This is a genomic window from Alloalcanivorax marinus (genome assembly GCF_016785095.1).
GTDB classification, from domain to species: Bacteria; Pseudomonadota; Gammaproteobacteria; order Pseudomonadales; family Alcanivoracaceae; genus Alloalcanivorax; species Alloalcanivorax marinus_A.
Window position 1 is genome coordinate 36,813 of record NZ_JAEKJB010000011.1, and the last position, 26,087, is coordinate 62,899.

Annotated in this window: 24 protein-coding genes; 8 read left to right on the forward strand and 16 right to left on the reverse strand. The window is 65.6% G+C overall.

What is annotated here, in order from left to right:
* Positions 1-67: 67 nt before the first annotated feature.
* Entirely contained in the window at positions 68-1,063 is a 996-nt protein-coding gene (locus tag JF515_RS15790; RefSeq protein WP_203105429.1) for an AraC family transcriptional regulator, read from the forward strand.
* A 93-nt stretch (positions 1,064-1,156) separates the two neighbouring features.
* Positions 1,157-1,633: a hypothetical protein gene (locus JF515_RS15795; RefSeq protein WP_203105430.1), complete on the forward strand. Its 477-nt coding sequence runs from the start codon at positions 1,157-1,159 to the stop codon at positions 1,631-1,633.
* 7 nt (positions 1,634-1,640) lie between these two features.
* Here the strand turns inward: JF515_RS15795 and recG are convergent, their stop codons facing one another.
* Entirely contained in the window at positions 1,641-3,722 is a 2,082-nt protein-coding gene (recG, locus tag JF515_RS15800; RefSeq protein ID WP_203105431.1) for an ATP-dependent DNA helicase RecG, read from the reverse strand.
* 10 nt (positions 3,723-3,732) lie between these two features.
* A complete protein-coding gene (locus tag JF515_RS15805) occupies positions 3,733-4,635 on the reverse strand; it encodes a hydrogen peroxide-inducible genes activator (RefSeq protein WP_203105432.1) in 903 nt (300 codons plus the stop codon).
* Positions 4,636-4,686: 51 nt separating this feature from the next.
* On the opposite strand from JF515_RS15805, the gene JF515_RS15810 reads away from it, so the two are divergent.
* The 3 genes from JF515_RS15810 to JF515_RS15820 all read left to right on the forward strand — a co-directional run bounded on the left by JF515_RS15810 (position 4,687) and on the right by JF515_RS15820 (position 7,261).
* Positions 4,687-5,514, forward strand: coding sequence for an NAD-dependent epimerase/dehydratase family protein (locus JF515_RS15810; protein WP_203105433.1), 828 nt, complete (start codon positions 4,687-4,689; stop codon positions 5,512-5,514).
* Between the two features lie 137 nt (positions 5,515-5,651).
* Positions 5,652-6,152 (forward strand): 5-(carboxyamino)imidazole ribonucleotide mutase, encoded by a 501-nt coding sequence (gene purE, locus JF515_RS15815; RefSeq protein ID WP_203105434.1) that lies wholly within the window; start codon positions 5,652-5,654, stop codon positions 6,150-6,152.
* Complete coding sequence (locus JF515_RS15820) at positions 6,149-7,261, forward strand: 5-(carboxyamino)imidazole ribonucleotide synthase (RefSeq protein ID WP_203105435.1); 1,113 nt, start codon at positions 6,149-6,151, stop codon at positions 7,259-7,261. Before purE ends, JF515_RS15820 begins: the two co-directional genes overlap by 4 nt.
* Positions 7,262-7,337: 76 nt before the next feature.
* On the opposite strand, the gene JF515_RS15825 is transcribed toward JF515_RS15820, so the two are convergent.
* The 6 genes from JF515_RS15825 to gmk form a co-directional block, all read right to left on the reverse strand.
* Entirely contained in the window at positions 7,338-8,816 is a 1,479-nt protein-coding gene (locus JF515_RS15825) for an alpha/beta hydrolase (protein WP_203105436.1), read from the reverse strand.
* Between the two features lie 173 nt (positions 8,817-8,989).
* Complete coding sequence (locus tag JF515_RS15830; protein ID WP_238401124.1) at positions 8,990-10,738, reverse strand: alpha/beta hydrolase; 1,749 nt, start codon at positions 10,736-10,738, stop codon at positions 8,990-8,992.
* A gap of 337 nt (positions 10,739-11,075) precedes the next feature.
* On the reverse strand, positions 11,076-11,462 hold the full coding sequence (locus JF515_RS15835; RefSeq protein WP_203105438.1) for a RidA family protein: 387 nt from the start codon (positions 11,460-11,462) through the stop codon (positions 11,076-11,078).
* A gap of 45 nt (positions 11,463-11,507) precedes the next feature.
* Positions 11,508-13,628, reverse strand: coding sequence for a bifunctional GTP diphosphokinase/guanosine-3',5'-bis pyrophosphate 3'-pyrophosphohydrolase (gene spoT, locus JF515_RS15840; RefSeq protein WP_203105439.1), 2,121 nt, complete (start codon positions 13,626-13,628; stop codon positions 11,508-11,510).
* 184 nt (positions 13,629-13,812) lie between these two features.
* On the reverse strand, positions 13,813-14,076 hold the full coding sequence (rpoZ, locus tag JF515_RS15845) for a DNA-directed RNA polymerase subunit omega (protein WP_203105440.1): 264 nt from the start codon (positions 14,074-14,076) through the stop codon (positions 13,813-13,815).
* Between the two features lie 29 nt (positions 14,077-14,105).
* Complete coding sequence (gene gmk / locus JF515_RS15850) at positions 14,106-14,738, reverse strand: guanylate kinase (protein ID WP_203105441.1); 633 nt, start codon at positions 14,736-14,738, stop codon at positions 14,106-14,108.
* 180 nt (positions 14,739-14,918) lie between these two features.
* On the opposite strand from gmk, the gene doeB reads away from it, so the two are divergent.
* Together doeB and JF515_RS15860 are read left to right on the forward strand one after the other, a co-directional pair.
* The gene (gene doeB, locus JF515_RS15855) at positions 14,919-15,929 is read left to right on the forward strand and encodes a N(2)-acetyl-L-2,4-diaminobutanoate deacetylase DoeB (protein WP_203105442.1); all 1,011 of its coding nucleotides are present in this window, start codon (positions 14,919-14,921) and stop codon (positions 15,927-15,929) included.
* 32 nt (positions 15,930-15,961) lie between these two features.
* Positions 15,962-16,924, forward strand: coding sequence for an MBL fold metallo-hydrolase (locus tag JF515_RS15860; protein ID WP_203105443.1), 963 nt, complete (start codon positions 15,962-15,964; stop codon positions 16,922-16,924).
* 41 nt (positions 16,925-16,965) lie between these two features.
* Here JF515_RS15860 and JF515_RS15865 read toward each other — a convergent pair whose 3' ends face one another.
* Genes JF515_RS15865 through JF515_RS15900 form a run of 8 tightly spaced genes read right to left on the reverse strand, consistent with a single transcriptional unit; the run spans position 16,966 to position 24,409 of the window.
* A complete protein-coding gene (locus JF515_RS15865) occupies positions 16,966-18,273 on the reverse strand; it encodes a TRAP transporter large permease (protein ID WP_203105444.1) in 1,308 nt (435 codons plus the stop codon).
* A complete protein-coding gene (locus JF515_RS15870; protein ID WP_203105445.1) occupies positions 18,266-18,844 on the reverse strand; it encodes a TRAP transporter small permease in 579 nt (192 codons plus the stop codon). The genes JF515_RS15865 and JF515_RS15870 overlap by 8 nt, the downstream gene beginning before the upstream one ends.
* A 29-nt stretch (positions 18,845-18,873) precedes the next feature.
* A complete protein-coding gene (locus JF515_RS15875; protein WP_203105446.1) occupies positions 18,874-19,284 on the reverse strand; it encodes a hypothetical protein in 411 nt (136 codons plus the stop codon).
* A 5-nt stretch (positions 19,285-19,289) separates the two neighbouring features.
* Complete coding sequence (locus JF515_RS15880) at positions 19,290-19,745, reverse strand: FAS1-like dehydratase domain-containing protein (protein ID WP_203105447.1); 456 nt, start codon at positions 19,743-19,745, stop codon at positions 19,290-19,292.
* A 9-nt stretch (positions 19,746-19,754) separates the two neighbouring features.
* Complete coding sequence (locus JF515_RS15885) at positions 19,755-20,906, reverse strand: C4-dicarboxylate TRAP transporter substrate-binding protein (protein ID WP_203105448.1); 1,152 nt, start codon at positions 20,904-20,906, stop codon at positions 19,755-19,757.
* 43 nt (positions 20,907-20,949) lie between these two features.
* Positions 20,950-22,179 (reverse strand): CaiB/BaiF CoA transferase family protein, encoded by a 1,230-nt coding sequence (locus JF515_RS15890; RefSeq protein WP_203105449.1) that lies wholly within the window; start codon positions 22,177-22,179, stop codon positions 20,950-20,952.
* A 38-nt stretch (positions 22,180-22,217) separates the two neighbouring features.
* Positions 22,218-23,126, reverse strand: coding sequence for a hydroxymethylglutaryl-CoA lyase (locus JF515_RS15895; RefSeq protein ID WP_203105450.1), 909 nt, complete (start codon positions 23,124-23,126; stop codon positions 22,218-22,220).
* Positions 23,123-24,409 carry a hydroxymethylglutaryl-CoA reductase, degradative gene (locus JF515_RS15900; RefSeq protein WP_203105451.1) on the reverse strand — a complete coding sequence of 429 codons (1,287 nt, stop codon included), beginning with the start codon at positions 24,407-24,409 and terminating at the stop codon, positions 23,123-23,125. The genes JF515_RS15895 and JF515_RS15900 overlap by 4 nt, the downstream gene beginning before the upstream one ends.
* Before the next feature lie 125 nt (positions 24,410-24,534).
* Here JF515_RS15900 and JF515_RS15905 point away from each other — a divergent pair, with 125 nt between their 5' ends.
* Positions 24,535-25,917, forward strand: a complete 1,383-nt coding sequence (locus JF515_RS15905) for a PLP-dependent aminotransferase family protein (protein ID WP_338015237.1) — start codon at positions 24,535-24,537, stop codon at positions 25,915-25,917.
* Positions 25,918-26,087: the final 170 nt, after the last annotated feature.

The window sequence follows — 26,087 nt, forward strand, 5'->3', positions numbered from 1 at the left end:
TCGACTTTCAGGCTAGCTCGACGCCGCTCGGGGCCGAAGGTCGCAAACGGCCAGTGGCAGGTGGCCGATGACCACCGCCACCACCGTGGCGGCCTGGCCGCTGGCGTTGCTGGACACCCTGGCCGCCGCCGGCGTGGACGCGCCGGCGCTGCTTCGCGAGGCGGGGCTGGAAGGCGAGGCCCTGGCGGCGGACCCGGGTGGCCGCGTGCCGGTGGCCGCCATGAGCCTGCTGTGGGCCGCCGCCGAGCGCCTTAGCGGCGATCCCGCCGTGGGCCTGCGGGTGGGCGCCCGGGCCCAGCCCATGCATCTGCGCATCCTCGGCCTGCTGGTGCAGACCGCCCCCACCCTGGACCGGGTGCTGGACCTGGTGGTGCGTTTCCAGGCACTGATCTCCACCAGCGTCACGGTGACCCGGGTGCACCGGCCCGGCGCCGTGGGCCTGGCGATCCAGGCCCGGCCCGGTGCGCCGGTGCACCCCTGCGCCCTGGATGCCTTCGTCGCCGCCCACGTGCGACATTTGCGGCGGTTGGCGCCGGGGGTCCGTATCACCGGGGTGGATCTGTGCCGTTCGGCGCCGGGGGACCCGGGCCCCTGGCGGGCGGCGTTCGGCGAGGTGGTGCGTTTCGGGCGGGAACGGGATGTTATCTGGCATCGTGCCGAGGGGTTGCGCGACCCGCTGCCGCTGGGCGATGCCGCTCTGTGCCGCCAGCACGAGACCCTGGCGGAGCAAGCGCTGGCGGAACTGGACCGGGCGCCGCCGTTGATTCAGACCCTGCGCGGGTTGCTGCGGGTGCGCCCGGACGCGCCGCCCTCCCTGGCGGAACTGGCGCGGGCGGTGAATCTGAGCGAGCGTTCCCTGCGCCGGCGCCTCTCGGAAGCGGGCAGTGGTTACCGCAAGCTGATCGAGGAGCAGCGCGCCGAACAGGCCGCCGTCTGGCTGCGTCAGGAGAAGCTGCCGGTGGCGGAAGTCGCCCGGCGGCTGGGCTTCTCCGATGCCAGTAATTTCGGCAAGGCTTTCAAGCGCTGGTACGGCATGGCGCCGGACCATTTTCGGCGATCTTGACCACAACCCCTTGTTTTTCAGTGTTTTGCACCCATGTAAGAAGGGCAAAGCCATAATAGAGGAGTCTTAGTGTCACATTCTCGGAGAGAACCGATGCGACCTTCCTATCTTCTGGCCACCGCGCTGATGCTGGCCACCACCGCCAATAGCTGGGCCCAGGACGCCACCGACGGCGTACCCAATATCAAGCAGCCGGACCAGGAGAATATCCAGACGCAAATGCGCGATACCTGGGAAACCATCAAGCAGTTTTCCGCCGATCAGAAAGATCAGGCCCTGGCCGCCCTGCGCCACGCCATGGACGCCCTGGACGAGGACATTGATCAGGCCAGCGAGCGGATTGATGAGAACTGGCAGGATATGTCCCAGGATGCCCGCCTGAAGAAGCAGGAAGCGCTCAGCGAACTCAAGGAACAGCGCGAGACGCTGCAGACCCGCTACCAGCAACTGGAAGCCTCTTCCGGGGATAACTGGGAAGCGGCCAAGGCCCGTTTCGGCGGCGCCTGGGAGTCCACCAAGAACGCCTGGTCCAAGCTGACCGCCCCGGATCCGGAACAAGACCGGAACTGAGCCCCGCCTAAACGTCCGCGAAATGCTCGCCGCCCCGCAACCACCGGCGCAGCAGACGATCCACCCGCCGCGGATAACGCGCCAGTAGCGCCGAGGCCACCTCTCGCGCCGGCGCCATCAAGGCTTCGTCACGCACCAGATCCGCGATCCGGAACGCCAGGTCGCCGGTCTGGCGCGTGCCCAGCCATTCCCCGGGACCGCGCAGTTTCAGGTCTTCCTCGGCGATCACGAAGCCATCGCTGGTGTCGCGCATCACCGCCAGGCGTTTCTTGGCGGTTTGCGACAATGGCGTGTCGTAGAGCAGCAGGCAGTAGCTCTGGTCGCCGCCCCGGCCCACCCGACCGCGTAGCTGGTGAAGCTGGGCCAGGCCCAGCCGTTCCGCGTTTTCCATTACCATCAGGGTGGCGTTGGGCACGTCCACCCCCACTTCAATGACGGTGGTGGCCACCAGCAGCTGCGCCTCGCCGCTGGCGAAGCGCGCCATCCGCTCCTGCTTTTCCTTCGCCTTCATGCGACCGTGCACCAGCTCCACGGTGAGGTCCGGCAATGCTTCGCGCAGATCCTCGAAGGTGACCTCGGCGGCGCGTGCCTGCAGTTCGTCGGATTCCTCGATCAGGGTGCACACCCAGTAGGCCTGGGTGCCGTCCCGGCAGGCGGCGCGAATACGCTCCACCACGGCGTCGCGGCGGCCGGCGGGCAGCGCCAGGGTCTGGATCGGCTTGCGCCCCGGCGGCATCTCGTCGATCACCGAGGTGTCCAGGTCGCCGTAGACGCTCATCGCCAGGGTGCGCGGAATCGGCGTGGCGGTGAGGGTGAGCTGGTGGGGCACCTGATTGTCGAAGCGGCCCTTCTCGCGCAGGGCCAGCCGTTGCTGCACGCCGAAGCGGTGCTGCTCGTCGATGATGATCAGCCCCAGCCGCTGGAACGCCACCGCGTCCTGGAACAGGGCATGGGTGCCCACCACCAGGGGCGCGCTGCCGTCGGCCAGGGCGGCCAGGGTTTCCCGGCGCGCCTTGGCGCCCACGCTGCCGGCCAGCCAGTGGACGTCGATGCCCAGGGGCGCCAGCCAGTGACGGAAGTTGTTCAGGTGCTGTTCAGCGAGCAGTTCGGTGGGCGCCATCAACGCCACCTGGTAGCCGGCTTCCATGGCCACCAAGGCGGCGGCGGCGGCCACCAGGGTCTTGCCGGACCCTACGTCGCCCTGGATCAGGCGCAACATGGGGTGGTCGCGGCGCAGGTCGGCGCGGATTTCGCCGATCACCCGTTGCTGGGCGCCGGTGAGCGGGAACGGCAGGCTTTCCAGAAGCTGGGCGGTGAGCCGCTCGCCTTCCAGGGGCGGGGCGGCCAGCGCCTTCTGCCCGGCCCGCTTGGCCAGCATGCCCAGTTGGTGGGCCACCATCTCCTCCATGACCAGCCGCTTCACCGCCGGGTGGTTGCCGTCCAGCAGCAGGTCCACCGGATCGTCCGGCTGCGGATGGTGCAGCTTGGTGAGCGCCTCGGCCAGGCCGGGCAGGCCGCTTTGATCAAGCAGCTCCCGGGGGATCAGTTCCTCCGGTTCGTGGCCGCGAAGCCATTGCAGCGCCTGGCCGGCCAGGTTGCGCAGCAGCTTCTGGCTGACGCCGTCGGTGGTCGGGTAGACCGGGGTCAGGGCTTTTTCCAGCGGCGGCAGGTCCGGGCCGGTCTGGTATTCCGGGTGGTAGAACTCCAGGCCGGCGGCACCGGGCCGTGGCTCGCCGTAGACGCGGATCGCCCGGCCCTTTTCCAGGTAATTCTTCTGGGCGGCGCTGAAATGGTAGAAGCGCAGCACCACCATACCGGTGCCGTCGGCGACCTTGCAAAGCAGCGAGCGGCGCTTGCCGAACACCACGTCGGCGGCCATCACCTCGCCCTCGATCACTACCCCCTGCTCCGGGCGCAGCGCGCCGATCGGCGTGATGCGGGTGCGGTCCTCGTAGCGGAACGGCAGGTGGAAGAGCACGTCTTCCAGAGTGTGCAGGCCGAGCTTGGCGAGCCGCTCCGCCGCTCGCGGACCCACCCCCTTGAAGCGGGTGATGTCGATATGGTCCGGAGTGGCGGCGGGTTCGCTCATGCCACGCCGGTCAGGCCGCCAGGCCCTCGCGGGGCACGGAGTGGCGCAGCACCTCGATGGCCTTGGGACGCGGGAAGCTGTCGCGCCAAACCAGGGCGATGGTGCGCGAGGGCACCGGTGGCGCGAACGGGCGCACCGCGAAGGTGGCCTTGTCGTAGCCGTGCTGGTGGAGCGCCGAGTTCGGCAACACCGTGATGCCCAGGCCGGAGGCGACCATGTGGCGCAGGGTCTCCAGGGAGCCGCCCTCGATCTGCACCAGATTGCGCTGGCGCTCGGAATCGATGGCCGGGCACAGCTCCAGCACCTGGTCGCGGAAGCAGTGGCCTTCGCCGAGCAGCAGCAGGGTTTCCTCCAGCAGTTGCTCCGGGCGGATCTGCTGTTGCTTGGTCCAGGGATGGTCGCCGGGCAGCAGCACCGAGAAGGATTCCTCGTACATCTTGGCGCGCACCAGACCGCCGCCGGAGAACGGCAGCGCCACGATGATGGCGTCCAGCTCACCACGGTCCAGCTTGCCGCGCAGCACGTGGGTGTAGTTCTCCTCGATGAACAGCGGCATTTCCGGCGCTTCCGCCCGCACTCGGGGTACCATGGTGGGGAACAGATAGGGCGCCACGGTGAAGATGGCGCCCACCCGCAGCGGCGAGCCGAGCTGGTCGCGCTGGCTCATGGCCATCTGTTCCAGCAGGTCGGCCTGCTCCAGCACCCGTTGGGCCTGGGCGACGATGGGGCCTGCCTGGGGGGTGACCACCACCTCCCGGGGGCGCCGTTCGAACAGCGGCATGCCGAGCTGCTCTTCCAGCTTTTTGATCGCCGCGCTGAGAGTCGGCTGGCTGACGTTGCACACCTGCGCCGCGTGGCCGAAATGGCGTTCGCGGGCAAGAGCGACCAGATAGCGAAGTTCTGTTAGGGTCATAATCGCAACAAGTATTTTCAATGAACCCCCATTCTGCCGGACTGACTCCCAATGAGCCATATTCTGATCGCCGGACTCGGTGACCTGGGCACCGGCCTGGCCGAGCGGCTGCTCGCCGACGGCCACCGGGTGAGCGGTATCCGCCGTGGCGGCGACGCCCCCGCCGGCGTGGATCTGTACAGCCAGGACCTGCTCGACGGCGCCCTCCTGTTGCCGCCGGATCGCGTTGACCTGGCGGTGGTCATCATGACGCCCTCGGAATACAGCGAGGAAGGTTATCTGAAGGCCTATGTGCGCGCGCCGCTGAACCTGCTCGACGGCCTGGCCGCCCGGCAGCCGCTGCCGCCGGTACTGTTCGTGTCCAGCACGGCGGTGTTCGGCGACCAGGACGGCGACGTGGACGAAACCACCCCGCCCCGGCCAAGCCGCTATAACGGCAAGGTGGTGCTGGCGGCGGAGCAGGAGATCAGCGCCCGCGCCCTGACCACGGTGGTGCGTTTCTCCGGTATTTACGGCCCTGGCCGCCTCCGCCTGCTGAGCAAGGTGGAAAAGCTGATGCGCGGTGAGGAGGCCCTGCCCGAGCCGGTATGGAGCAACCGTATCCACCGGGACGATTGCGTCGGCCTGCTGCACACCCTGGCGGGGCAATGGCTGGCCGGAGAGACGGTGCCGCCGCTGGTGGTGGGCACCGACGACCATCCCGCCCGTAATCTGGACGTTTACCAGTGGCTGGCGGAGTGCCTGGGCGGCGCGCTGCCGGTGCCGGCCACCCGGGCCACCGGCAAACGCTTGCACAGTCGCTTTATCGCCGAGGGCGGTTATACCCTGCGCTACCCGGACTACCGGGCCGGCTACCGGACCCTGCTGGAGGCGCGCTAACCGCGCCAATTCTGGGCCTGAGCCGCTCGCTGCTGTATCTTTAGCGCCCCCGGGCGCACTTGTGCCCGGCCTCGGAATCCGTAGAGTGTGCGCCTTCGAGGCGCCGAGGCGGCGCGCCCGCCCAAGGGGAGTGAAACATGACGATACCGGTAGCCGTGGTAATGGGGTCCCAATCCGACTGGGAGACCATGAAGGAGGCGTGCGACGCGCTCAGCCAGTTTGGCGTGGGCTGGAAGGCGGAGGTGGTGTCCGCTCACCGCACGCCCAAGCGCCTGGTGGAATTCGCCGAGAGCGCCGTGGACGAGGGTTACAAGGTGATCATCGCCGGCGCCGGCGGGGCCGCCCACCTGCCCGGCATGATCGCTTCCATGACGCCGCTGCCGGTGCTCGGCGTGCCGGTGAAGAGCCGGGCCTTGTCCGGCATGGACAGCCTGCTCTCCATTGTGCAGATGCCCAAGGGCGTGGCCGTGGGCACGCTGGCGATCGGCACCTCCGGGGCCTGGAACGCCGGCCTGCTGGCGGCGCAGATGCTGGGCAGCCAGGACGATGCCCTGCTCAAGCGCATCGCCGAGTGGAAAGCGTCCCGCGCCGATGAGGTGCTGGCGGACGCGAATCTGGGCCAGGAAAGCACGCGATGAACCGGGTGCTGGTACTCGGCGGCGGCCAGCTCGGCCTGATGATGGCCGAAGCCGCCGCCCGGCTCGGTCTGGTGGTGGATCGCTATGATCCGGAACGGGCGGTGCTGCTCCCCGGCACCTCCGATCTGGCGGTGCCGATCACCTGGGAAGAATGCATGGAGCGCTACCCGGTGATCACCGTGGAGCGGGAAGCCTTTCCGGACACTGGTCTGTCCGCGCGGCTTGCCGCCAGCGACCGTTGCGTGGCGCGCGGCGCCCTGGCCACCATCCCCGACCGCTTCGATCAGAAGTCCATGCTGGATCGTCTGGGCATTCCCACCGCTCCCTGGCGGCTGCTGGACCGGGTCGAGGACCTGTCGGCGGCGGTGGCGGAATTCGGCGGCGTGGTGGTCAAGGCGCGCAGCGGCGGCTATGACGGTCGCGGCACCTGGATCATCGGCGAAGGCGGCGACCTGGGCACGGTGCCCGCCGACGAGCTGGCCGGCCGCGCCATCGTCGAGAAAAAGATCCCGTTCCGCCGTGAGCTGTCCATCGTCGGCGCCCGCAACCCGGCTGGCGAGACCCTGTTTTACCCGCTTACCCGCAACTGGCACGTGGACGGTATCCTGCGCCTGAGCCTGGCGCCGGCGGTGGCCAGCGCCGCCCTTCAGCCCCACGCCGAGGACATCCTGCGGCGCATCATGGAAGAGCTGGACTACGCCGGCGTGATGGCGGTGGAGTTCTTCGAGCAGGATGGCGAGCTGCTGGTCAACGAGATCGCCCCCCGGGTGCACAATTCCGGCCACTGGACCCACGAAGGCGCGGACTGGTCCCAGTTCGACCTGCACGTCCACGCCCTGGCCGGCGTGCCCCTGCACGCGCTCAACGTGCATGGCCCCACCGCCATGGTGAATCTGATCGGCACGCCCTTCGATCAGGCCTGGCTGCAGCACCCCGGCGTGGTGCACTGGTACGGCAAGTCGGTGCGGCCCGGGCGCAAGCTGGGCCACGCCAATCTCACCGCCGACAGCCTGGATGGCCTGCGTCAGGGGCTGCGTGCCTGGGCGGATGTGCTGCCCGAGGGTTTCGAGAAGGTGCTGGATTCCGAGCTGTCGCTGGATCGCGGCTGAAGCGGAACCCCGAATGCCAAAAAACAACGCCCCGCAATGCGGGGCGTTGTCGTTCGTGGCCGGTGGAACCCGCCGGTTACGGAACGCAGGCGGCCATGGTCGACGGCCGGGTGGCCTGGACGGCGGCGGCGTCATCGCCGCTGGCGTTGGTAGAGAAGGCGCAGCCGAAAGTATCGGCGGCCACGTTGGTCGGATTCAGGAAGTCGTCGCCATCGGGCATGATCGAGTTCTGCTCCCAGTCGATCATGTCGTCGAAGGCGGTTTCCTGTTCTTCCAGGGTGTAGTCGCAATGGCCCGGTGAGCGGATCGCCCGTTGCACCAGCCAGCCGCCGTTGCCGTTGGCTTCCGCGCGCTCGCGGTAGAGCTGGCCGTGCCGGAAGGGCACGTACAGATCGCCCAGCCCCTGCAGGCTGACCACCGGAATACTGAATTCCCCGTTGATCACCGGAATCCAGCGCAGGCCATCGTCGCGCAGGCCATTGGCCGCCGGATTGCCCTCCACGCGCAGGATGGTGTCGTTGAACGCCTGCTCCTCGGTGGTCAGCGGCGGGAAGTTGTCGAACTGATAGGTGACCCCGGCGTTGCCGGTCAGGTTGCCGGTGAGGATGCCGTTGACGTCGCCGCCCCGGCCGCCGGTGCCCATCACCACGTTCCAGTAATAGGTGCGGAAGCCGGTATCGGCGATGGGACGCTGACCGCCGGACAGGTTACGCACCAGGGCCTGCATCTTCTCGCCTTCCTCGCTGAGCACGCCCAGGGTGCTGGTGGTGGGCACGCTGTCCCAGGCCACATCGTTGATGGCGGCCACGTCGAAGTTGGTGGCCGGAATCGCGGTCAGTGGCGGCGCCGCCGGGTTGACCATATGGGCGAAGTGCTGGGCGGCCATGGTGACCTGCGCCAGGTACTGGAACTCGAAGGTATCGCCGACCACGCCGCACATGGGCACGGCGCCGTTGTATTGCACCTTGTGGTTGGCGGTCTGGTAGGTCTCTTCCTCGATGGCCGCGGCGGTGACATGGCCGCCCATGGAACCGCCCATGATGTAGATCTTGGTGGGCGCCGCCAGGGTGCGGCCCTCGTCCTCGGCGATGTCGTTGAACGCCAGCGCCAGCTCGTTGGTGTCCTCCACGCCGGCGCGCACGTCGTAGTAGTTGGTGGAGTAGCTGGAGGCGGCCCAGGCATAGCCCTCGTCGAGCAGATGCTGGCGGATGCTCGGGTTGTTCACGGTCAGTTCCTCGCCCTCGCCGCGATAGCCGTGGGCGTACATCACCAGCATGCCGTTCCAGGTTTCAGGCACTTCGATGCGGTAGCCCGCGCCACTGGGCCGCACGCCCCACCAGCGGTCCGCGTTGTCGTGGCCGCTGACGCCGGTTTCGTCGAACGGCAGGCTGGCTTCGTTGACGCTGAAGGAGCGGCTGTCCTGGGCCCGCTGTGGTTCGGAGGGGGTGTCGGTATCGTTGTGATGATCGCTGTCACCGCCGCAGGCGGTCAGCAGGCCGGCGGCGAGCAGGCCGCACAGCAGGGTTGTCGTGCGTCTTCCGGAATTAAAATCCACGTTGGTTTCTCCCGTTGTTCTTAGTGTTATTGGTCTTTTTTGTTTATGTGTTTCGCTCTGCGAAATAGTCTTTCCGCAAAGGCGAGGGGCCAATATCGAGCCCGGTGGAACGGGGTGTCAAGGCAAAAGCCCCGCACAAGGCGGGGCGTCCTGAATGGTGGGAGGGGTGGGGTTTAGAAATCCACGCGCTGCATTACCAGGTCGGTGATCTGTACGGTACCCGCGGGGGTTTCGTCGAAGGCCAGTTCCACCGCATTCAGATCGGTGAAATCGACGCCGTCGAAAGCGGTGAGCGGGATATCCACGGCGTTGAGCGTGGTCTTCTGTGAACCATGGTTGCTGTCGTAGAAGGCGCGCCCCGGCGGGTAGAACAACCCGTCGCTGTAATCACTGGCCAGGGCTTCCACCCGGTTGCCGTCACGGTCCTCGAGAATCACGTGGAAGTCCTGGCCGCTTTCGTTGTCGGTGTCGCCATGGGAAATCCCCACGCGTACCGACAGCACCTGATAATCGGTGGCATCCAGGCCCAGCAGTTCCGAGCGGTAGGTGGCGCTGGTGTCCCAGGCCATGAACAGTTGCTCGGCGATGTTGAAGGTGGGCGTGGCCACGTCGCAGCCTTCGCCGGGTCGGCCGTTGGTCTGGCAGATACCGTAGGAGGAGAAGCCGTCGAACCACACCGAGCCACCCAGGTTGTTGGTGGTCAGGCTGGCCGGGTCCAGGGTGTCGTCGATCACCAGCCTTTCCGCCGACGGCGCGTGCACGCTCAGCAGGTAGCGGTCGTCGCACGGGCCCTGGCCATCCGGGCAGATGTCGCCGGGCACCGGCGTCTGGCCGTTCCAGTAGGCGCCGAATTCGGGTTCATGGCCGATGAAATAGCGGAAAAAGGAGGCGATGAAGAACAGCCCCTGGGCTTGCTGCAGTTCCGGGGTGTCGCGGCCATTGTCGGCGGCGTTCTCGCCGCACCAGGGGTCGTCGCCGTCGCTGTCCAGGATGGTCCAGTCGTCCGGGCGGCTGTCGGTGGTCCACACGGTATTGTAGTAGTTGTGGTTGGCGCCCATGGGGATCAGCTGGAACTTGGGATAGGGGTCGTTATCCACGGCGTAGCGGCTGGTGTCGTAGGCGAAGTTGCCCATCAGGTCTTCCACGTCGCCGTCACAGTAACCGGCCAGGGCGACGAAATTCACCCGGCTCACGGTCTGGGTGTTGTAGTCGGTGGGGGCCAGGGAGAACACCGCGGTGATGTTGTGCGGTTCCGGCTGGGCGCGATTGTAGAGCACCGTCTGGTTGACGCCCTCGCCACCCCGGGAGTGACCCATGATGCCGATCTCGCTCATATCGAGTTTGCCCATCAGGGCGTCCAGGCCCAGGCCGCCGGAGGCGTTGATGTCGCGGAACTCATCCAGGTGGCGCACCACCAGCATGGCGCGGGCCAGGGCGCCGGTGTCGCCATTGGACGGGCCGCTGTCATTGTCATTGATGTCGTTGGCGTCCACGGAGATCACCGCGTAGCCGTGGCTGGCCAGGTTCTCGGAAATGTACTCATAGCCCCGGAAGCTGGGGATCGGGTTCGCGCAATCGTCGTCGTCGATACCCCGGCCGTCATAGCAGGTGCCGTGGCGACCGTGCAGCAACAACACCACCGGGAAGGGGCCGTCGGCGTCCTCGGGGTACTGGATGTAGCCGTGAATGTCGGTTTCGTAGCTGTCGCCGTTTTTGTTGTCGTACACGGTCATGCGGCCGAAGTCGTACTCTTCCTCGGCCACGGTGTGACTGCCCATGGCGGCGGCATCGGCGGCGGTGGTGTTGGCGACCGGGTCCGGTTGTGTTTTCGGTGCCGGTGCTTCGCTGTAATCATCGTTGCTGTCGGAGTCACCTCCGCAGGCGCTCAGCACCAGGGCGGCGGATAAAACAAAGGTGCTCATTCCCTTGCTTCGAAGGGAGGACATTGAAATTGTCATGCTTTGTTCCCCGTCAATGAATTGGCAAAGGCCCAGAATCTGGACGGGGTACCAGGAGGCAAGTTGGGTGCCATTCCGCCGTTGATGTGCACGGATGTTTACGGCTTATTGGGACAAACCCCTTGATTTGACATGGGAATTATTCCGGTCGGGCATACCGGGCGGTATGGCGGAGAGGGAGGGCGGCGCGACGGACTGGCGCGCTCGGGTGGTCCATCCGTGTGCGGTGGCCATTAAAAAGGGGCATCACAATGATGCCCCTTGGTGCGTGCCGGAGTGACATTGTCACTTCCAGGGCGTGTCAGGCGATGTCCATGATCGCGTCCATCTCCACGCCGGCGCCCTTGGGCAGGGCCGCCACGCCGATGGCGGCGCGGGCCGGGTAGGGTTCCTGCAGGTAACTGGCCATCACCTCGTTGACCAGCGCGAAGTGGCTCAGGTCGGTGAGGTAGATGTTCAGTTTGACGATGTCGGTCAGGCCGCCGCCGGCGGCTTCGCAGACCGCCGTCAGGTTGTCGAACACACGGCGGATCTGCGCTTCCATATCGCCGTCCACCAGCTCCATGGTGGCCGGGTCCAGCGGGATCTGGCCGGAGAGGTAAACGGTGGAGCCGGCCTTGATGGCCTGGGAATAGGTGCCGATGGCGGCGGGCGCCCGATCGGTCTTGATCACGGAATGATTGGACATGATGACGTTTTCCCCATAAATAATGACGGCGCCGGGCCGGCGGCCTCAGGCGCTGATACGGTGAATCCTCACAACATTATCCAGCGTACGCAAACGTTTGATGATGCGCGCCAGATGAATGCGGTCCTTGACCGTGAGGGTGACATTGATGACCGACAGGGTCGGGTCCTTCTCGGCCATGTCGATGGTGTCGATGTTGGAGCCCAGCTCGGACACGCTGTTGGCCAGGGTGGCCAGCACGCCGCGCTTGTTGATCAGTTCGATGCGCAGGGCGGCGGTGAATTCCTGGGCCACCTCCTTGTCCCAGTCCAGCGCGATGCATTTCTCCGGGGCGCCGCGCATTTCCGAAAGCAGGTTCTTGCAGGTATCGCGGTGCACCACGATGCCCTTGCCGGCGCTCAGATGGCCGATGATGGTGTCGCCGGGCAGCGGGTAGCAACACTTGGCGTAGGTGACCATCAGGCCCTCGCTGCCACGGATCGCCAGTGGCCGGCGGTCGCTTTCGCCGCTGTCCTCCTCGGCGTCGTCCCGGGCGCCGGCCAGCTTGCGCGCCACCAGCGGCGCCAGCCGGTTGCCCATGCCGATGTCCTCGAGCAAATCGTTCACGGTGGCGTAGTTGTTGTCGGTGAGCTCGGTGGCCAGGGTCACATCGGACAGCCGCCCCAGCTCCATTTCATAGGCGCCCAGCGCCTTGTCCAGCAACCGGCGGCCCAGCTCGGCGGCGTCTTCCCGGCGCTGCTGCTTGAGGAAGTGGCGAATGTTGGAGCGCGCCTTGCCGGTGACCACGAAATTCAGCCAGCCCGGATTGGGGCTGGCGTTGGGGGCGGTGATGATCTTCACGGTCTGGCCGGATTCCAGCGGCGTGGACAGCGCCGCCAGCTTGCCGTCGATGCGCGCCGCCACGCAGCGGTTGCCCACCTTGGTGTGCACCGCGTAGGCGAAATCCACCGGCGTCGCCCCGGCGGGCAGCTCCTTGATGTCGCCCTTGGGGGTGAACACATAGGCTTCGTCCGGGAACAGGTCCACCTTGACGTTCTCGATGAACTCCATGGAATTGCCGGCTTTCTGCTGGATCTCCAACAGGCGCTGCATCCAGGACTGGGCGCGGGTGTGGGTGGGCGAGCCGGATTCGTCGCTGGCCTTGTACAGCCAGTGGGCGGCGATGCCGTTGTTGGCCATCGCTTCCATCTCCTCGGTGCGGATCTGGATCTCCAGCGGAATGCCGGAATGGGCCTTCAGGGTGGTGTGCAGCGATTGGTAGCCATTGGCCTTGGGGATCGCCACATAGTCCTTGAAGCGCCCGGGGATCGGGATGAAGTGGTTGTGCACCGCGCCCAGCACCCGGTAGCAGGTGTCCACCCGGTCGACGATGATGCGGAAACCGAACACGTCCATGATTTCCGAGAACGGCTTATGCTGTTCCTTCATCTTCTGGTAGATGCTGTACAGGTGCTTCTCGCGGCCCAGCACCCGCGCCTCGATGCCTTCTTCCTTGAGACTGTGCTCGATGCTCGCCTTGATCGAGGAAAGGATCTCCTTGCGGTTGCCCCGCGCCGACTGCACCGCCTTGCCGATCAGCCGGGCGCGCATCGGGTGGATGTTGTGGAACGCCAGGTCCTCGTACTCCACCCGCATGTTGTACATGCCCAGGCGGAAGGCGATGGGAGCGTAGATCTCCAGGGTCTCGGTGGCGATGCGGCGGCGCTTCTCCGGCTTCATCACATGCAGGGTGCGCATGTTGTGCAGCCGGTCGGCCAGCTTCACCAGGATCACGCGGATGTCGCGGGTCATGGCCAGCATCATCTTGCGCAGGTTCTCCGCCTGCTGCTCGGCCTTGGATTCGAACTTGATCTGGGCGATCTTGGAAACCCCGTCGACCAGTTCGGCGACCTCCTCGCTGAACTCCTCGGCCAGTTGCTCCTTGCTGTAGCCGGTGTCCTCGATCACGTCATGCAGCATGGCCGCCATCAGCGAGGCGTAGTCCATGTGCATATCCACCAGGATGTTGGCCACCGCCAGCGGATGGGTGATATAGGGGTCCCCGGTCCGCCGGTACTGGCCCTCGTGGGCTTTCTCGGCGAAATGGTAGGCGCGCACCACCTGATCGATCTGATCGTCCGTCAGGTAGCTGCGCAGCCGTTTTTGCAGGTTACGAATGGAGGGCAAGGGGCCTCGCCGTGCCGCCAGGGCGTTGGAAGTTAACGATCTTTCCTAGCTTAGGAGTGGCGTGACAATTTGTCTACGATGAGGCTCGTGAGTACTTGATAAGGTTGGAATTTCGCGGACGGGGCCGCAACGAAAAAGCCCGCCTCGAAGGGCGGGCTCGCTCGGACGGCGCCAGTGGCGGCGATTATTCGCCGAACGACTGGGTCAGCAGGGCCAGGTCATCGACCTCGGCGCCCTGATCGGCCATCGGGTTTTCCACCGAGTCGGCGGTCACGTGGCCCTCGGCGATCTCGCGCAGCGCCACCACGGTGGGCTTGTCGTTTTCCCAGGCTACCCGCGGCTCCTTGCCGCCGGTCTGCAGCTGGCGAGCGCGCCGGCTGGATACCAGGACCAGCTCGAAACGGTTGTCCAGTTTTTCCAGGCAGTCTTCTACGGTTACACGGGCCATGGAGGTTCTCCTGTTGCGGGAGCGGGATTTTACTGGGTTTCCGTGCCGGACAACAAGTCGGCGAGGATGGCCGCCTGGCGCACCGCCTGGCGGGTGGTCACCAGCCGGTTGGCCTCGACGATGCTGGCCATCTCGTGAAGGGCCCGCTCGAAGTTGTCGTTGACCACCAGATAATCGAATTCGGCGTAGTGGCTCATTTCCTCCCGGGCCCCGGCCAGGCGCTTCTCGATCACGTGGTCGTGGTCCGAGGCGCGCCCGCGCAGACGCTGGGCCAGGGTCTTCAGGCACGGCGGCAGGATGAACACGCTCACCGCCTCCGGCATCAGGTGGCGGATCTGGGCGGCGCCCTGCCAGTCGATCTCCAGCACCACGTCCTCGCCATCGCGCAGGGTGTCCGCCACCCAGTCGGCGCTGGTGCCGTACAGATTGCCGAACACCTCGGCGTGCTCCAGGAAGCGGCCCTCCTCGATCATGCGCACGAAGTGTTCGCGGCTGGTGAAGTGATAATTCACCCCCTCCACCTCGCCCTCCCGGCGTGGCCGGGTGGTGTGCGACACGGAAATCCGCAGGCGCGGCAGTTTTTCCACCAGCGCCGCCACCAGCGAGGTCTTGCCGGCGCCGGAAGGGGCCGACACGATATAGAGGTTGCCTTTGTCGGTCATGGGGGCGTCCTGTATTGCGGAGGGCGCGGCCGGGCCGCGAAAACCGGCATTATAGGGACAAAGGCCCGGTCCGTCATGGCCAGCGGCGCCGCGCCTCGCGGGGCTCGTAGAGGGGCGCGCCGGCAGGCTATATTGGCCTGCCCCCCCGTACCCGAACCGTGCCGATCGCCAGGAGACCCCATGCAGGACAGCCCGACGCCGGACAGCCCGATCACCGCCACCGTGGACTACCACCGCGACGGCGTGCAGCACGGCTTTCTCAAGCTGCCCCATTCCCATGACGAGTCCGCCTGGGGCAGCCTGATGATTCCGATCACCGTGGTGCGCAACGGAGAAGGCCCCACCGCCCTGCTCACCGGCGGCAACCACGGTGACGAGTACGAGGGCATCACCGCCCTGCTCAAGCTGGCCGGTCGCTTGCGCGCGGAACACATCACCGGACGCGTGATCATCGTGCCGATGATGAACCACCCCGCCGTGCTCAACGGCACCCGCACCTCGCCTATCGACAAAGGCAATCTGAACCGGGCCTTTCCCGGCAGTCCCACGGGCACCCTCACCGAGCGCATCGCCGACTATTTTACCCGCCACCTGGTGCCCCTGGCGGACCTGGTGCTGGACCTGCATTCCGGTGGGCGCACCCTGGACCTGCTGCCCTTCGCCGCCACCCACCGTCTGGACGACCTGGATCTGGCGCGGCGCTGCCTGGACGCGACCCTCGCCTTCGGCGCCCCCAACACCCTGCTGATGGCGGAACTGGAAGGCGACGCCCTGTTCGATACTGCCGTGGAACGCCAGGGCAAGGTGTTCGTCAGCACCGAACTGCGCGGCGGCGGCACCACCACTCCGGCCAGCGTCGCCCTGGCCGAGCGCGGCGTGGACAACCTGCTGCGCCACGCCGGAATTCTGCCCGGTGCCCCGGCGCCGGCGGACACGCGCCGGCTGGAGATCCCCGACGCCGCCCATTACCTGCAGACCGAGCACCGCGGGCTGCTGGAATTCACCGTGAACCTGGGGGACGCGGTGCGCGCCGGCGACCTGATCGCCCGGGTCCACGACCTGGAACGCACCGGCACCCCGCCGGCGGAATATCATGCTACCGTGAACGGCCTCCTGATCGGTCGCCGCCACCCCGCCCGCGTCAGCCCGGGCGACACCTTCGCCGTGCTGGCGGTGCCGCTGGAGCAATGACAATAACGACTTAACCGGAGAGCTCGGGACCCATGTCTTTTAAGGTTTATGAAGACCTCGGCCACGGCATCACCCGCATCGACACCGCCATGGTTCGCGAGGAGCTGGCGGCCTGTTACCTGATGCGTGGTGGCGAGGACTACGCCATCATCGAGACCGGCACCCATCACACCGTGCCGATCATCCTGGACCTGCTGGAACAGCGCGGTATTGATCGCGCCCGGGTCCGCTACGTGATCCCCACCCATGTGCACCTGGACCACGCCGGCGGCGTGGGTGGCCTGATGGCGGCATTGCCGGACGCCACTCTGCTGGTGCATCCGCGCGGTGCCCGGCACATGATTGATCCCGCGAAGCTGGTCGCCGGCGCCACCGCCGTCTATGGCGAAGCCGCGTTCAGGAAGATGTACGGCGAAATCCTGCCGGTGCCCGAGGCGCGAGTGCGTACCATGAACGATGGCGACGAAATCGACCTGGATGGCCGGCGCCTGGTATTCCTGGATACGCCCGGTCACGCCAAACACCACTTCTGCGTCCATGATCCGGCCTCCGCCGGCGTCTTCACCGGTGACACCTTCGGGCTTTCGTATCCTCCCCTGACCACGGAAAAAGGCCCCTTCATTCTGCCCACCACCACCCCGGTGCAGTTCGACCCGCCGGCGCTCAAGCATTCCATCGCCAGGCTGCTGGCGTTGAACCCGGAGCGCATGTACCTGACCCATTACGGCCCGGTGGAAGGCCCGCGGATTCTCGGCGAACGTCTGCGCGGCATGGTGGACGACTATGTGGATCTGGCGGAACGGGTGGCCGCCGACCACGGCGACGAGGAGCTTGAGCCGGCGCTGCGAACCGCCCTGCGCGGCTACCTGTTCCGGCGCGCCCGGGAACACGGCTGCGAGCAGGATGACGACCATCTGGATGCGATCCTGGGCATGGACGTGAAGCTCAACAGCCAGGGGCTGGCGGTGTGGCTGGAGGCGCGCAAGGCCGCCTGACGGCGCCGGCGGAATGGGCCGCCGCCCGGCGGCCCGTTCCCTCAGCCAACATGTTCGGGCAGGAACAGCACCAGCTCCGGCACGCTCATCAGCAGCGCCAGCACCAGTACGTCCATGAGCAGGAACCACAGCACGCCTTTGAAAATGGCGCCGGTGCTCACCAGGTTCCCGACCACGCTTTTTATCACGAAGATGTTCATGCCGATGGGAGGTGTCACCATGCCGATCTCCAGCAGCTTGGTCAGCACCACGCCGAACCAGATCAGGCTGAGCCCGACGCTGTCCACGATCGGCAGCACAATGGGCAGCGTCAGCAACATGGCGCCGATCGGCTCCAGGAACATGCCCAGCAGCAGGTAGATCAGCACGATGATCAGCAAAATGGCGAAGGTGCTGGCACCGGCGTCGATGACCATGGAAGAGAGATAGTCACCGGCGCCGGAAAGTGACAGGAAGCGGGTCAACAGGCTGGCGCCCATGGCGATGATCAGAATGGTACCCGTGGTAAGCAGCGTCTCCAGCACCGCGTCGCGCAAGCGTTGCCAGGTCAGGGTGCCTTTGCACAGCGCCACCGCGCAGGCCAGGGATGCACCCACGGCGCCGGCCTCGGTGGGCGTGAACAGGCCGGCGAACAGGCCGCCGAAAATGCCCAGCATGATCATCACCACCGGCCAGACCTCCCACAGCGCCTTGAGCCGCTCCTCGGTGGAAATGCGTTCGTCCGGCGCCGGCGCCAGCTCCGGGTTCAGCTTTACCCGCACGATGACCACGATGATGTAACCGAGCACCGTGAGCAGGCCAGCGGTGATGCCGCCGAGAAACAGCTTGGTGATCGGCTCCTGGGCGATGATGCCGTACAGGATCATGATGATGGACGGCGGCAGCAGCGCCCCCACGGTGCCGGCGATGGCCACCGTGCTGGTGGCCAGGCCCGGGTTGTAGCGGTGCTCGATCATCTCCGGCACCGCCACCCGACCCATGGCGGCGGAGCACGCCACCGAGGAACCGCACACGGCGGCGAACCCGGTGGTGCCGAAAATCGAGGCCACCGCCAGCCCGCCGGGTACTCTCGACAGCCATAATCGCGCGGCCCGGAACAGGCCCTGGGTAAGCTGAGCGTGGTAGCAGACGTAACCCAGCAACAGGAACATGGGCACCGAGCTGAGCACCCAGTTAGCGGAAAACTGATACGGAATCAGCCCCAGGGAGCCCCAGGCGATGCCCCAGCCCATCAAATACCAGAGGCCGCCGAAGGAAACGCCGATCAACGCCAGCCCCACGGGCATGCGCAAGGCGATCAGCACGAACAATACGGCGAGCCCGGACAGCCCGATCTGAACGTCACTCATGGCGGTCTCCCGGTGAGGCCGGCTTATCCGCGTGCACTTCCCGGGCAATGGCCCGTTCCTCGTCGCTCACCGTCAGGCCGCAACGGGCGCCGGTGAGATAGACGACGAACTTGTAGAGCAGCACCAGCACCATCAGGCCCAGCCCCAGGGGCAGCATGAAATAACCAGGCCAGGTAATGATGGTGGTGCCGCCTTCCACGAGGGAGGCGTTCATCTGATACTTGCCCACCGCCTCGGTCCAGGTCTTCACGGTCATGAACGACAGCACCACCGAGCAAACCGGCAGCAGCCAGTGGGCCAGATGACGCTGCAGCCGGCGCGGCAGACGCTCGGCGACCACTTCCACGGTAACGTGGGCATCCAGCTTTTCCGCGTAGGCCAGGGGCACGAAGGTGGCGATGATCATGTAGTAATTGGAGACATAGGTAATGGTGCCGGGAAGCGGCGCCGAGAACAGGTATCGCAGCACCACGTCGGCGGTGATGTGCAACATCATCAGGGCAATGGCGAACCCGCCCAGCAGAGTGGTGGCGCTGGTCAGGCGGGAAAGCCAACGTCCGAGCCGGTACATAGCAGTTCTCCTGAAAAAGAGCCGCGGCGTCAGTGGCCGGGGTCCACGCGCACGCTGGCGGTGGCCACGGTGGTGGTCGCGCCTTCCTGGTTCCGTAGCGCCAGGGAAAGGGTCACGCTGTCGCCGTCACGGTCGGTGACGTGCCCTTCCCCGGCGAGTACCTCGCCGATGTAGGCCGCCTGGCGGTTGCTATAGCGGAACGCGGTCAGCACGCCGCGATCACCGAGCCATTCCTCGATGATCTGGGTCAGCCAGTCCCCTTGAAGCGGCCCGTCGATAAGAAGCCCGGGGTGGCCTTCCTGCTCCCGGGTATAGGGCAGATCGTAGTGAATACGATGGGGGTTCCAGATTGCCGCGTTGTAGAGAAAAAGCTGAACGGTATCGGCCTTGAATTCACGACCGGGCAGCGTATCGCCTTCCTGAATTTTTGTTGTGGACATCATTCTTACCTCGCGATACGGGTCAGATATTCGGTGACCACCGGCTCGCCGGTACGGGTTTCGAAACGGTTCTCGAAGATCATGAAGATCAACGGACCGGAGCCGCCCTGTTTTTCGTACAGGTCGGCCAGCTTCTGGCGGCACACCAGCACCTCGCCGGCACGCGCCGGCCGATGCACCCGGTAATCGCTGCCGCCGGCCATGATCCTCTTGAGCGGCAGCTCGGGAATCAGCGGACTGTCCGGCTGCCGCCCGTCGGGCAGCAGCTCGTCCAGAGGAATCACCGGCATCATGGCACTGAAAAGAAACAGTAGCGGCGCCTCGTCGCCATCCAGGTAGCGACGTTGGCGTTGGCCCGTGGCCACCGCGTACTTCTTGATGTCACCGCGCGTGATTTCGAACTCGAACGGCGCTACCTCGGTGCCGATCAGAGCAACAAGCTCGTCGGTAAGAAGGGTCATGATGCGTTCCTATAGCCCGTGTTTTTCCACATCGACCTTGGAAAAAATTTCGTTCCAGTAAAGGTCCGCCAGATCCTGCTCGGTTTGCACGTCCTGAACCAGGCCGGTCCATTTCTCCAGCAGTTTCTGGAAATCGGCGATCAGTTGCTCACCGTTCTCGACCCCATAGCGGGAGCGGTAGTCCTCGGCGATGTGTTGCATGTCGTCCTTGATGAATGCACGGGTCTGATCGATCAGCGCCTGGTCGGCGTGGTGGATCGCCACTCCGCGTTCCTCGGCCTCGGCCAGAATCCGGTCTTCATGCTGGTGATAAATCCACGGCACGCCGGCGGAAAACTGGCTGGCCGCGCGCAGCATTACCTCGCGTTGTTCGGCGCTCAGGCTTTTCCAGGTGTCGGCGTTGATATTGGTGCCGGCGATAGGCATCGGGCCGCCGGGCACGTCCATGTTGATGTCGGTGACCACATCGGTAAGGCCGAAATTATGAATTTCCGGCGACGCCAGAACGATGCAGGACACCACGCCCTGGCTGAGCGCCTCGAACATTTCGTTGGCGGACATGGTCACCGGGGAGGCTCCCACGGACTCCGCCCAGCGGGACCAGTTGGAGGCGCCCACACGCAGCCGCTTGCCTACAAGGTCGGCCTTGGTCTCCACCGGTTCATTGCAGACCAGGCCATAGGAGGTGCCGCCGGTGCTCCCGGTGTAAACCTGATTCTGTTTCTTGAATTCCTGATTGCATTCCGGGCAGTGGAAGAAGGTGAACTCGGACAGTGCCCCCATGAAAATCATGCCCTCGCGGCCACGGGCCTGATCGCCCAGCAGGCCCACCAGCATGGACGCTTCCACCGCCACGTTACTGTGCGGGTACTCGGACGGGAAATAGGAAGTAAGCACGAAGCCGATATCGGCCATGCCATCGCGTACGCCCCCGGAGGTTTCCGCGAAGTTCAGCAGCGACATGGGGAACACGCGTACCTTCAGGTCGCCGTCGGAAAGCGTTTCCACCTGCTTGGCGTATTCCTTGGTCACGTCCACCACGAAGGAGCTGGGCGGGTGGCCGATGGCGTAACGCAGGGTGCGTGCTTCCACGCTGGTGGTCAGGCCGCTGAACAGAAGGGCGCCGGCCAGCATCGCGCCGGCCATGGATTTGATATTCATAATGTCACCTTTGAATTGTTGTTTAATGGTTCAGGATCGGGATTCAGATCACGCCGGCGTCACGAAGCCGGTCCAGCTCCTCTTCGGAGCGGCCCAGCCAGCCGGCATAAACGGCATCGTTGGATTCGCCGGTCACCGGCGCATGGGAGCCATGCTCGTTGGTCCCCAGCGACATCTTGATCGGGTTGCCAAATACCTCGAAACGCTGGCCCTTGTAGTCCACCGGAATCACCATGTCGCGTTCGCGCACATGGGGGTCGGCCACCACTTCGTCGATGGTCTTGATCGGTGACAGCGGAAAGCGCGACCCGGTCATCGCCTCCAGTTCCGCCTTGGTGTGGCTGGCACACCAGCGCTCCACCACCGGATGAACCCGGCGCTGGTAGATCTCGCTGTCAAAGCGCTTGGCCATGGTGTCGATCTCCGGATCGGTGATCAGATCCTCATCGCCGAACACCTGGCAGGCTTCGCGCCAGAACTTATCGGTATAGGCGCCGAAGAACACGTAACCGTCCTTGCAGGCGAAGCGGCCATAGGGCTTCACGAACGGATGACCGTTGCCTTCCGGGATCGCCACCTTGCCGGTGGTGGTGTAGGTGACCAGGGCGTTTTCCGTCAGCGAGATAATGGAATCCTGCTGGGACACGTCCACATGCTGGCCATGGCCGTCGCGCTCCGCCTCGCGCAGCGCGCCCAGCGTGCCGATGGCGCCGTACAGGCCGGCGCTCAAATCGCCCAGCACCGTGCCCACGCGCATGGGCTCCTCGACGGTGCCGTTGATTGACCAGAGGCCGCCGGAAGCCTGGGCGCTGCTGTCGAACGCCGGCCGTGGCGCGTTCGGGCCGGTCTGGCCAAAGCCGCTGATGCTGGTCATCACGATGGCCGGATTGATCTCCTTGAGAGTCGCGTAACTCAGGCCCAGCTTATCCATGGTTCCAGGGCGGAAATTCTCAATCACGATATGGGCCTTGCGCACCATATCGAAGAAAAGCTCGCGGCCTTCCGTGGCCTTGAGATCGAGGCTTATCGCCATCTTGTTTCTATTGTATTGAGCAAAGAAGCCGCTGATGGCTTCATCATCTCCGCCGAGGGCCGGTGGAAATTCGCGGGTGAGATCCGGGTCCTTTGGATGCTCGATCTTGATAACGGTGGCGCCCATGTCGGCCAGCAACATGGCGCAATAGGGGCCGGCGACCACGCGCGTCAGGTCGAGGATAATGACGCCTTTAAGGGCGCCTTTCGCCGCCGGTGGCAGGCCTGTGCGTTCAGTCATCTGTCCTCCAGATTTGTTGTCGTATTGTCGCGCCGGGCTCAGGCCGCCCCGTGGCGAGCCCGCCAGGCGCGCGCCACCCGTGACGCCGTCTCCCGCCCGAGCCGCTGGTCCACGAAGGCGCCGGCGGCGACCACGCCGCCCAGGTCGGCGCCGGTATCCAGGCCCATGCCCTCGAACAGGTAAATCAGATCCTCCGTGGCCACGTTGCCGGTGGCGCCGGGGGAATAAGGGCAACCGCCCAGCCCGGAAACCGAGCTGTCGAAAACGCGGATACCTCCCTCGAGCGCGGCCACGCAATTCGCCGTGGCCATGCCCCAGGTGTCATGAAAATGAGCGGCGAGCCGGGCAACCGGCATTTCCATGGCGCAGGCCGATACCAGATCGCGCACGCCGGTGGGCACGCCCGCGCCGATGGTGTCGCCCAGGCTCACTTCGTAGCAGCCCATTTGGTACAACCGCGTGGCGGTACGAACCACATCCGCGATCGGGATAGGTCCGCTATATGGACATCCCAGCACACAGGAGACATAACCGCGCACCGCGACGCCGTTCTCCTTCGCGGCGGCCAGCACCGGCTCGAAGCGGGCCAGGCTCTCGTCGATGGAGCAATTGATGTTGCGCTGGTTGAACGCCTCGGAGGCGGCGGTGAATACCGCCACCTCCCGGCAGCCGCTCTCAAGCGCCATGGCCATGCCCCGCTCGTTGGGGACCAGCACGCTGAAGGTCACATCGCCGTCGCCGGGCAGTTTCTCCAGCACGGTGTCGGTGCCAGCCATTTGCGGCACCCAGCGCGGCGACACAAAAGCGCCCGCCTCGATATGGCGCAGGCCGGCGTCCGCCAGGCGCCGGATCAGCTCCGCGCGCACCTCGGGGGCCAGGGTGCGGGCTTCATTCTGCAGCCCGTCCCGCGCGCCCACCTCCACCAGTCGTACGGCGGTAACGCTCATTGGCCGCGCAGCGCCTTGAGCAATGCCTCGGCGCGGTCGGAACGCACGTCATGGTCCTGGACCATTTGCCGCACCAGTTGGTCGACTTCCTCGCCACGGGCACCGGCGGACAAGGCGATATTGCGGGCGTGCAGCGCCATGTGGCCGCGCTGAATGCCTTCGGTGGCGAGCGCCCGCAGCGCACCCAGGTTTTGCGCCAGCCCCACCGCCACCGCGATTTCGGCCAGTTCCTGGGAGGTTTGGACGCCGAGAATCCGCAGAGCAAGGCGGGCCAGGGGGTGGGTTTTGGTGGCGCCGCCCACCAGGCCAACAGGCATCGGCATCTCGATGGTGCCGACCAGATGGCCGTCGCGGTCCTTCTCCCAGGTGGTCAGCGAGCCATAGTGACCGTCGCGACAGGCGTAGGCATGGGCGCCGGCTTCCACCGCGCGCCAGTCATTGCCGGTGGCGACGATCAGCGGGTCGATCCCGTTCATGATGCCCTTGTTATGGGTCGCCGCCCGGTAAGGGTCGATCGCCGCGAAGGTATAGGCGTCGATGATACGGTCGATGACGTCCGTGCCACTAAACGCATCTGTTTCAAAGTGTTCGGGTGCCACGCGGACCTGTGCCCGCGCCAGCCGCAGGTCCGCCAGGTTGGACAGAATGCGCAGTCGCACGGTGCCACCGGTGATTTCCTCGATCAGCGGCGCCACCGCCTCGGCCATGGTGTTAACGGTATTGGCGCCCATCGCATCGCGCACGTCCACCACCAGGTGGGCCACCACCATCGGGCCCCTCGGGCTGTCCATGAAGGTGTGCACCTCCAGATCCCGGCAGCCACCGCCGAGCTTGTTGAGCAACTGGTCCTTGGTGTTGGCCAGCTCGATCAGGCGCGCCTTGTTGCGCAGCAGGCTCAAGCGCGCGTTGGCCGGGTCCTGGAGCCCGACGATCTGGATCTGGGCACGCATCAAGGGCGCGCTGCTGGAGGTCAGGAAGCCACCCGCCGGCCGGGCCAGCTTGGCCATGAAGGAGGCGGCGGCGACCACGGAGGGTTCTTCCACGGCCATGGGGATCAGCACGTCACGGCCGTTGACCATGAAATTGCCCGCCAGGCCGAGAGGCAGCTCGAATTTGCCAAGCACGTTCTCGATCATGCCATCGGCGATTTCGATCGGCAGGGCGCCATCGTCGCGGAGCAGCGCGGTTTCCTCGTCGCTCAGTTCAAGGTGGCGGGCCACGAAATCGACGCGTTCCGACGGTGAGAGATTACGAAAACCGGGGAGCTGGGAACTGGAACTCACTGAATACCCCTTTTCTGGGACGGTTTTTGTTAGGAGCGCGTGTCGCCGCGCAAGGTTGTGCTCTAACATATCGGCGCCTGTACCCATGAAAAAGGTACAGTTAGGGCAAACAGTGGGAGCCAACCGTGTCCATACCGATGCAGCGCCAGACCCGGGCCCAGCGGATCGCCTCCGATATCGCCGGGCAGATCGCCGAGGGCATACTGCGGCGCGGCGACAAACTGCCGTCCTTGCGCGAATACATGCGCCTGCACGGCTATTCCAAGAACACCGTGATCACCGCCTATGAGTACCTGGCGGCGGAGGGACTGGTGGAAGCGCGTCACGGTCGAGGGTTCTTTGTCCGGGGGGCGCCTCGTCCACCGGACGACGAGACCCAGCCGCCGCCCTACGCCCGTGCCCTGGACACCATCTGGATGATGCGCCAGCAACTGGTGCGCGAGCCGGGCCACTCCCACCTCGGCGAAGGCTTCCCGCCGGTGGACTGGCTCATGGATATGCGTCTGGACAAATTTCACCGCCAGGTGGTGCGTGGCGGCGTTACCACCCTGTTCCGCTATGGCAACCGCTTTGGCAACGCCAGCCTGCGCGAGCAACTGGTAAAAAAGATCGCCAGCTATGGCATCAACGCCCTGCCCCAGCAGATCCTCACCACCTTCGGCGCCAACCACGCCATGGATCTCATCCTGCGGCGCTTCACGCGGCCCGGCGACGCGGTACTGGTGGAAAATCCCGGCTACTACCCCCTGTTCGGCAAGCTCCAGCTCAGCGGCGCGCGCATGCTCTCGGTGCCCCGCGAAGTGGACGGCCCCGACCTCGAACAACTGGAGCGCCTGCTGATCCGCGAGCGACCGGCGCTGTTCTTCATGCAGTCCGTGGGCCACAACCCCACCGGCACCGATCTCTCCGAGCACAAAGCGCGCCGCCTCCTGACCCTGGCGGAACGCCACGACCTGATCATCGTCGAAAACGACGCCATGGCCGACTTCAAACTGAACTCGGCCACCAAGCTCTCCGCCCTCGACCAGCTCGGCCGCACCCTCTACCTGGGCAGCTTCTCCAAGCCCATCTCCGCCGCCCTGCGGGTCGGTTTCATCGCCGGCGGCGAAGCCCTGATCTCCGAGCTGGCGGATATAAAAATGCTCATGCACATCGGCGGCGCCGAATACGCCGAACGCACCGTGGACGTGATCCTGAGAGAGGGAAATTATCTGCGCCATCTCTCCCGGCTCCAGGAGCGATTGCGCGCCGCCACCGCCACCGGGTTACGGGTGCTGGACGAACTGGGCGCGGACGTGTTCTGCCGACCGGAGCAGAGCCTGTACCTGTGGGCCCGCTTCCCCGGCATCGAGGACGCCAACGAATTGACCCGTCGCTGCCTGAAGCGGGGCGTGATGCTCGCCCCCGGCTCGATTTTCTCCGCGACCCGCGACCTGGTGGTGCCCTGGACCCGCCTTAACGTCGCCTACCTGGACGACCCCGCCTTCCGCGCCAGCCTGCAAGGCTGAGCTGACCCGGCGAATCCTCCCGATAAAAAAGGCGGCAGGGTGGAGCGACTACCTCCCTGTAAACTGAGTTGGGGGCGCAAGGCTGCCTTGGGCGTCACTCGATATTCTGAATCTGCTTGTCGCAAGAAAGAGTAAATAACAATAGAATCAGATGGTTACGAGGAGTGATA

What these genes read in the sequence shown, in the direction of transcription:
- JF515_RS15790 (WP_203105429.1), top strand. Translation starts at nt 68, where the DNA reads ATGACCACCGCCACCACCGTGGCGGCCTGGCCGCTGGCGTTGCTGGAC.
- JF515_RS15795 (WP_203105430.1), top strand. Translation starts at nt 1,157, where the DNA reads ATGCGACCTTCCTATCTTCTGGCCACCGCGCTGATGCTGGCCACCACC.
- recG (WP_203105431.1), bottom strand. Translation starts at nt 3,722, where the DNA reads ATGAGCGAACCCGCCGCCACTCCGGACCATATCGACATCACCCGCTTC.
- JF515_RS15805 (WP_203105432.1), bottom strand. Translation starts at nt 4,635, where the DNA reads ATGACCCTAACAGAACTTCGCTATCTGGTCGCTCTTGCCCGCGAACGC.
- JF515_RS15810 (WP_203105433.1), top strand. Translation starts at nt 4,687, where the DNA reads ATGAGCCATATTCTGATCGCCGGACTCGGTGACCTGGGCACCGGCCTG.
- purE (WP_203105434.1), top strand. Translation starts at nt 5,652, where the DNA reads ATGACGATACCGGTAGCCGTGGTAATGGGGTCCCAATCCGACTGGGAG.
- JF515_RS15820 (WP_203105435.1), top strand. Translation starts at nt 6,149, where the DNA reads ATGAACCGGGTGCTGGTACTCGGCGGCGGCCAGCTCGGCCTGATGATG.
- JF515_RS15830 (WP_238401124.1), bottom strand. Translation starts at nt 10,738, where the DNA reads ATGAGCACCTTTGTTTTATCCGCCGCCCTGGTGCTGAGCGCCTGCGGA.
- JF515_RS15835 (WP_203105438.1), bottom strand. Translation starts at nt 11,462, where the DNA reads ATGTCCAATCATTCCGTGATCAAGACCGATCGGGCGCCCGCCGCCATC.
- rpoZ (WP_203105440.1), bottom strand. Translation starts at nt 14,076, where the DNA reads ATGGCCCGTGTAACCGTAGAAGACTGCCTGGAAAAACTGGACAACCGT.
- gmk (WP_203105441.1), bottom strand. Translation starts at nt 14,738, where the DNA reads ATGACCGACAAAGGCAACCTCTATATCGTGTCGGCCCCTTCCGGCGCC.
- doeB (WP_203105442.1), top strand. Translation starts at nt 14,919, where the DNA reads ATGCAGGACAGCCCGACGCCGGACAGCCCGATCACCGCCACCGTGGAC.
- JF515_RS15860 (WP_203105443.1), top strand. Translation starts at nt 15,962, where the DNA reads ATGTCTTTTAAGGTTTATGAAGACCTCGGCCACGGCATCACCCGCATC.
- JF515_RS15865 (WP_203105444.1), bottom strand. Translation starts at nt 18,273, where the DNA reads ATGAGTGACGTTCAGATCGGGCTGTCCGGGCTCGCCGTATTGTTCGTG.
- JF515_RS15870 (WP_203105445.1), bottom strand. Translation starts at nt 18,844, where the DNA reads ATGTACCGGCTCGGACGTTGGCTTTCCCGCCTGACCAGCGCCACCACT.
- JF515_RS15875 (WP_203105446.1), bottom strand. Translation starts at nt 19,284, where the DNA reads ATGTCCACAACAAAAATTCAGGAAGGCGATACGCTGCCCGGTCGTGAA.
- JF515_RS15880 (WP_203105447.1), bottom strand. Translation starts at nt 19,745, where the DNA reads ATGACCCTTCTTACCGACGAGCTTGTTGCTCTGATCGGCACCGAGGTA.
- JF515_RS15885 (WP_203105448.1), bottom strand. Translation starts at nt 20,906, where the DNA reads ATGAATATCAAATCCATGGCCGGCGCGATGCTGGCCGGCGCCCTTCTG.
- JF515_RS15890 (WP_203105449.1), bottom strand. Translation starts at nt 22,179, where the DNA reads ATGACTGAACGCACAGGCCTGCCACCGGCGGCGAAAGGCGCCCTTAAA.
- JF515_RS15895 (WP_203105450.1), bottom strand. Translation starts at nt 23,126, where the DNA reads ATGAGCGTTACCGCCGTACGACTGGTGGAGGTGGGCGCGCGGGACGGG.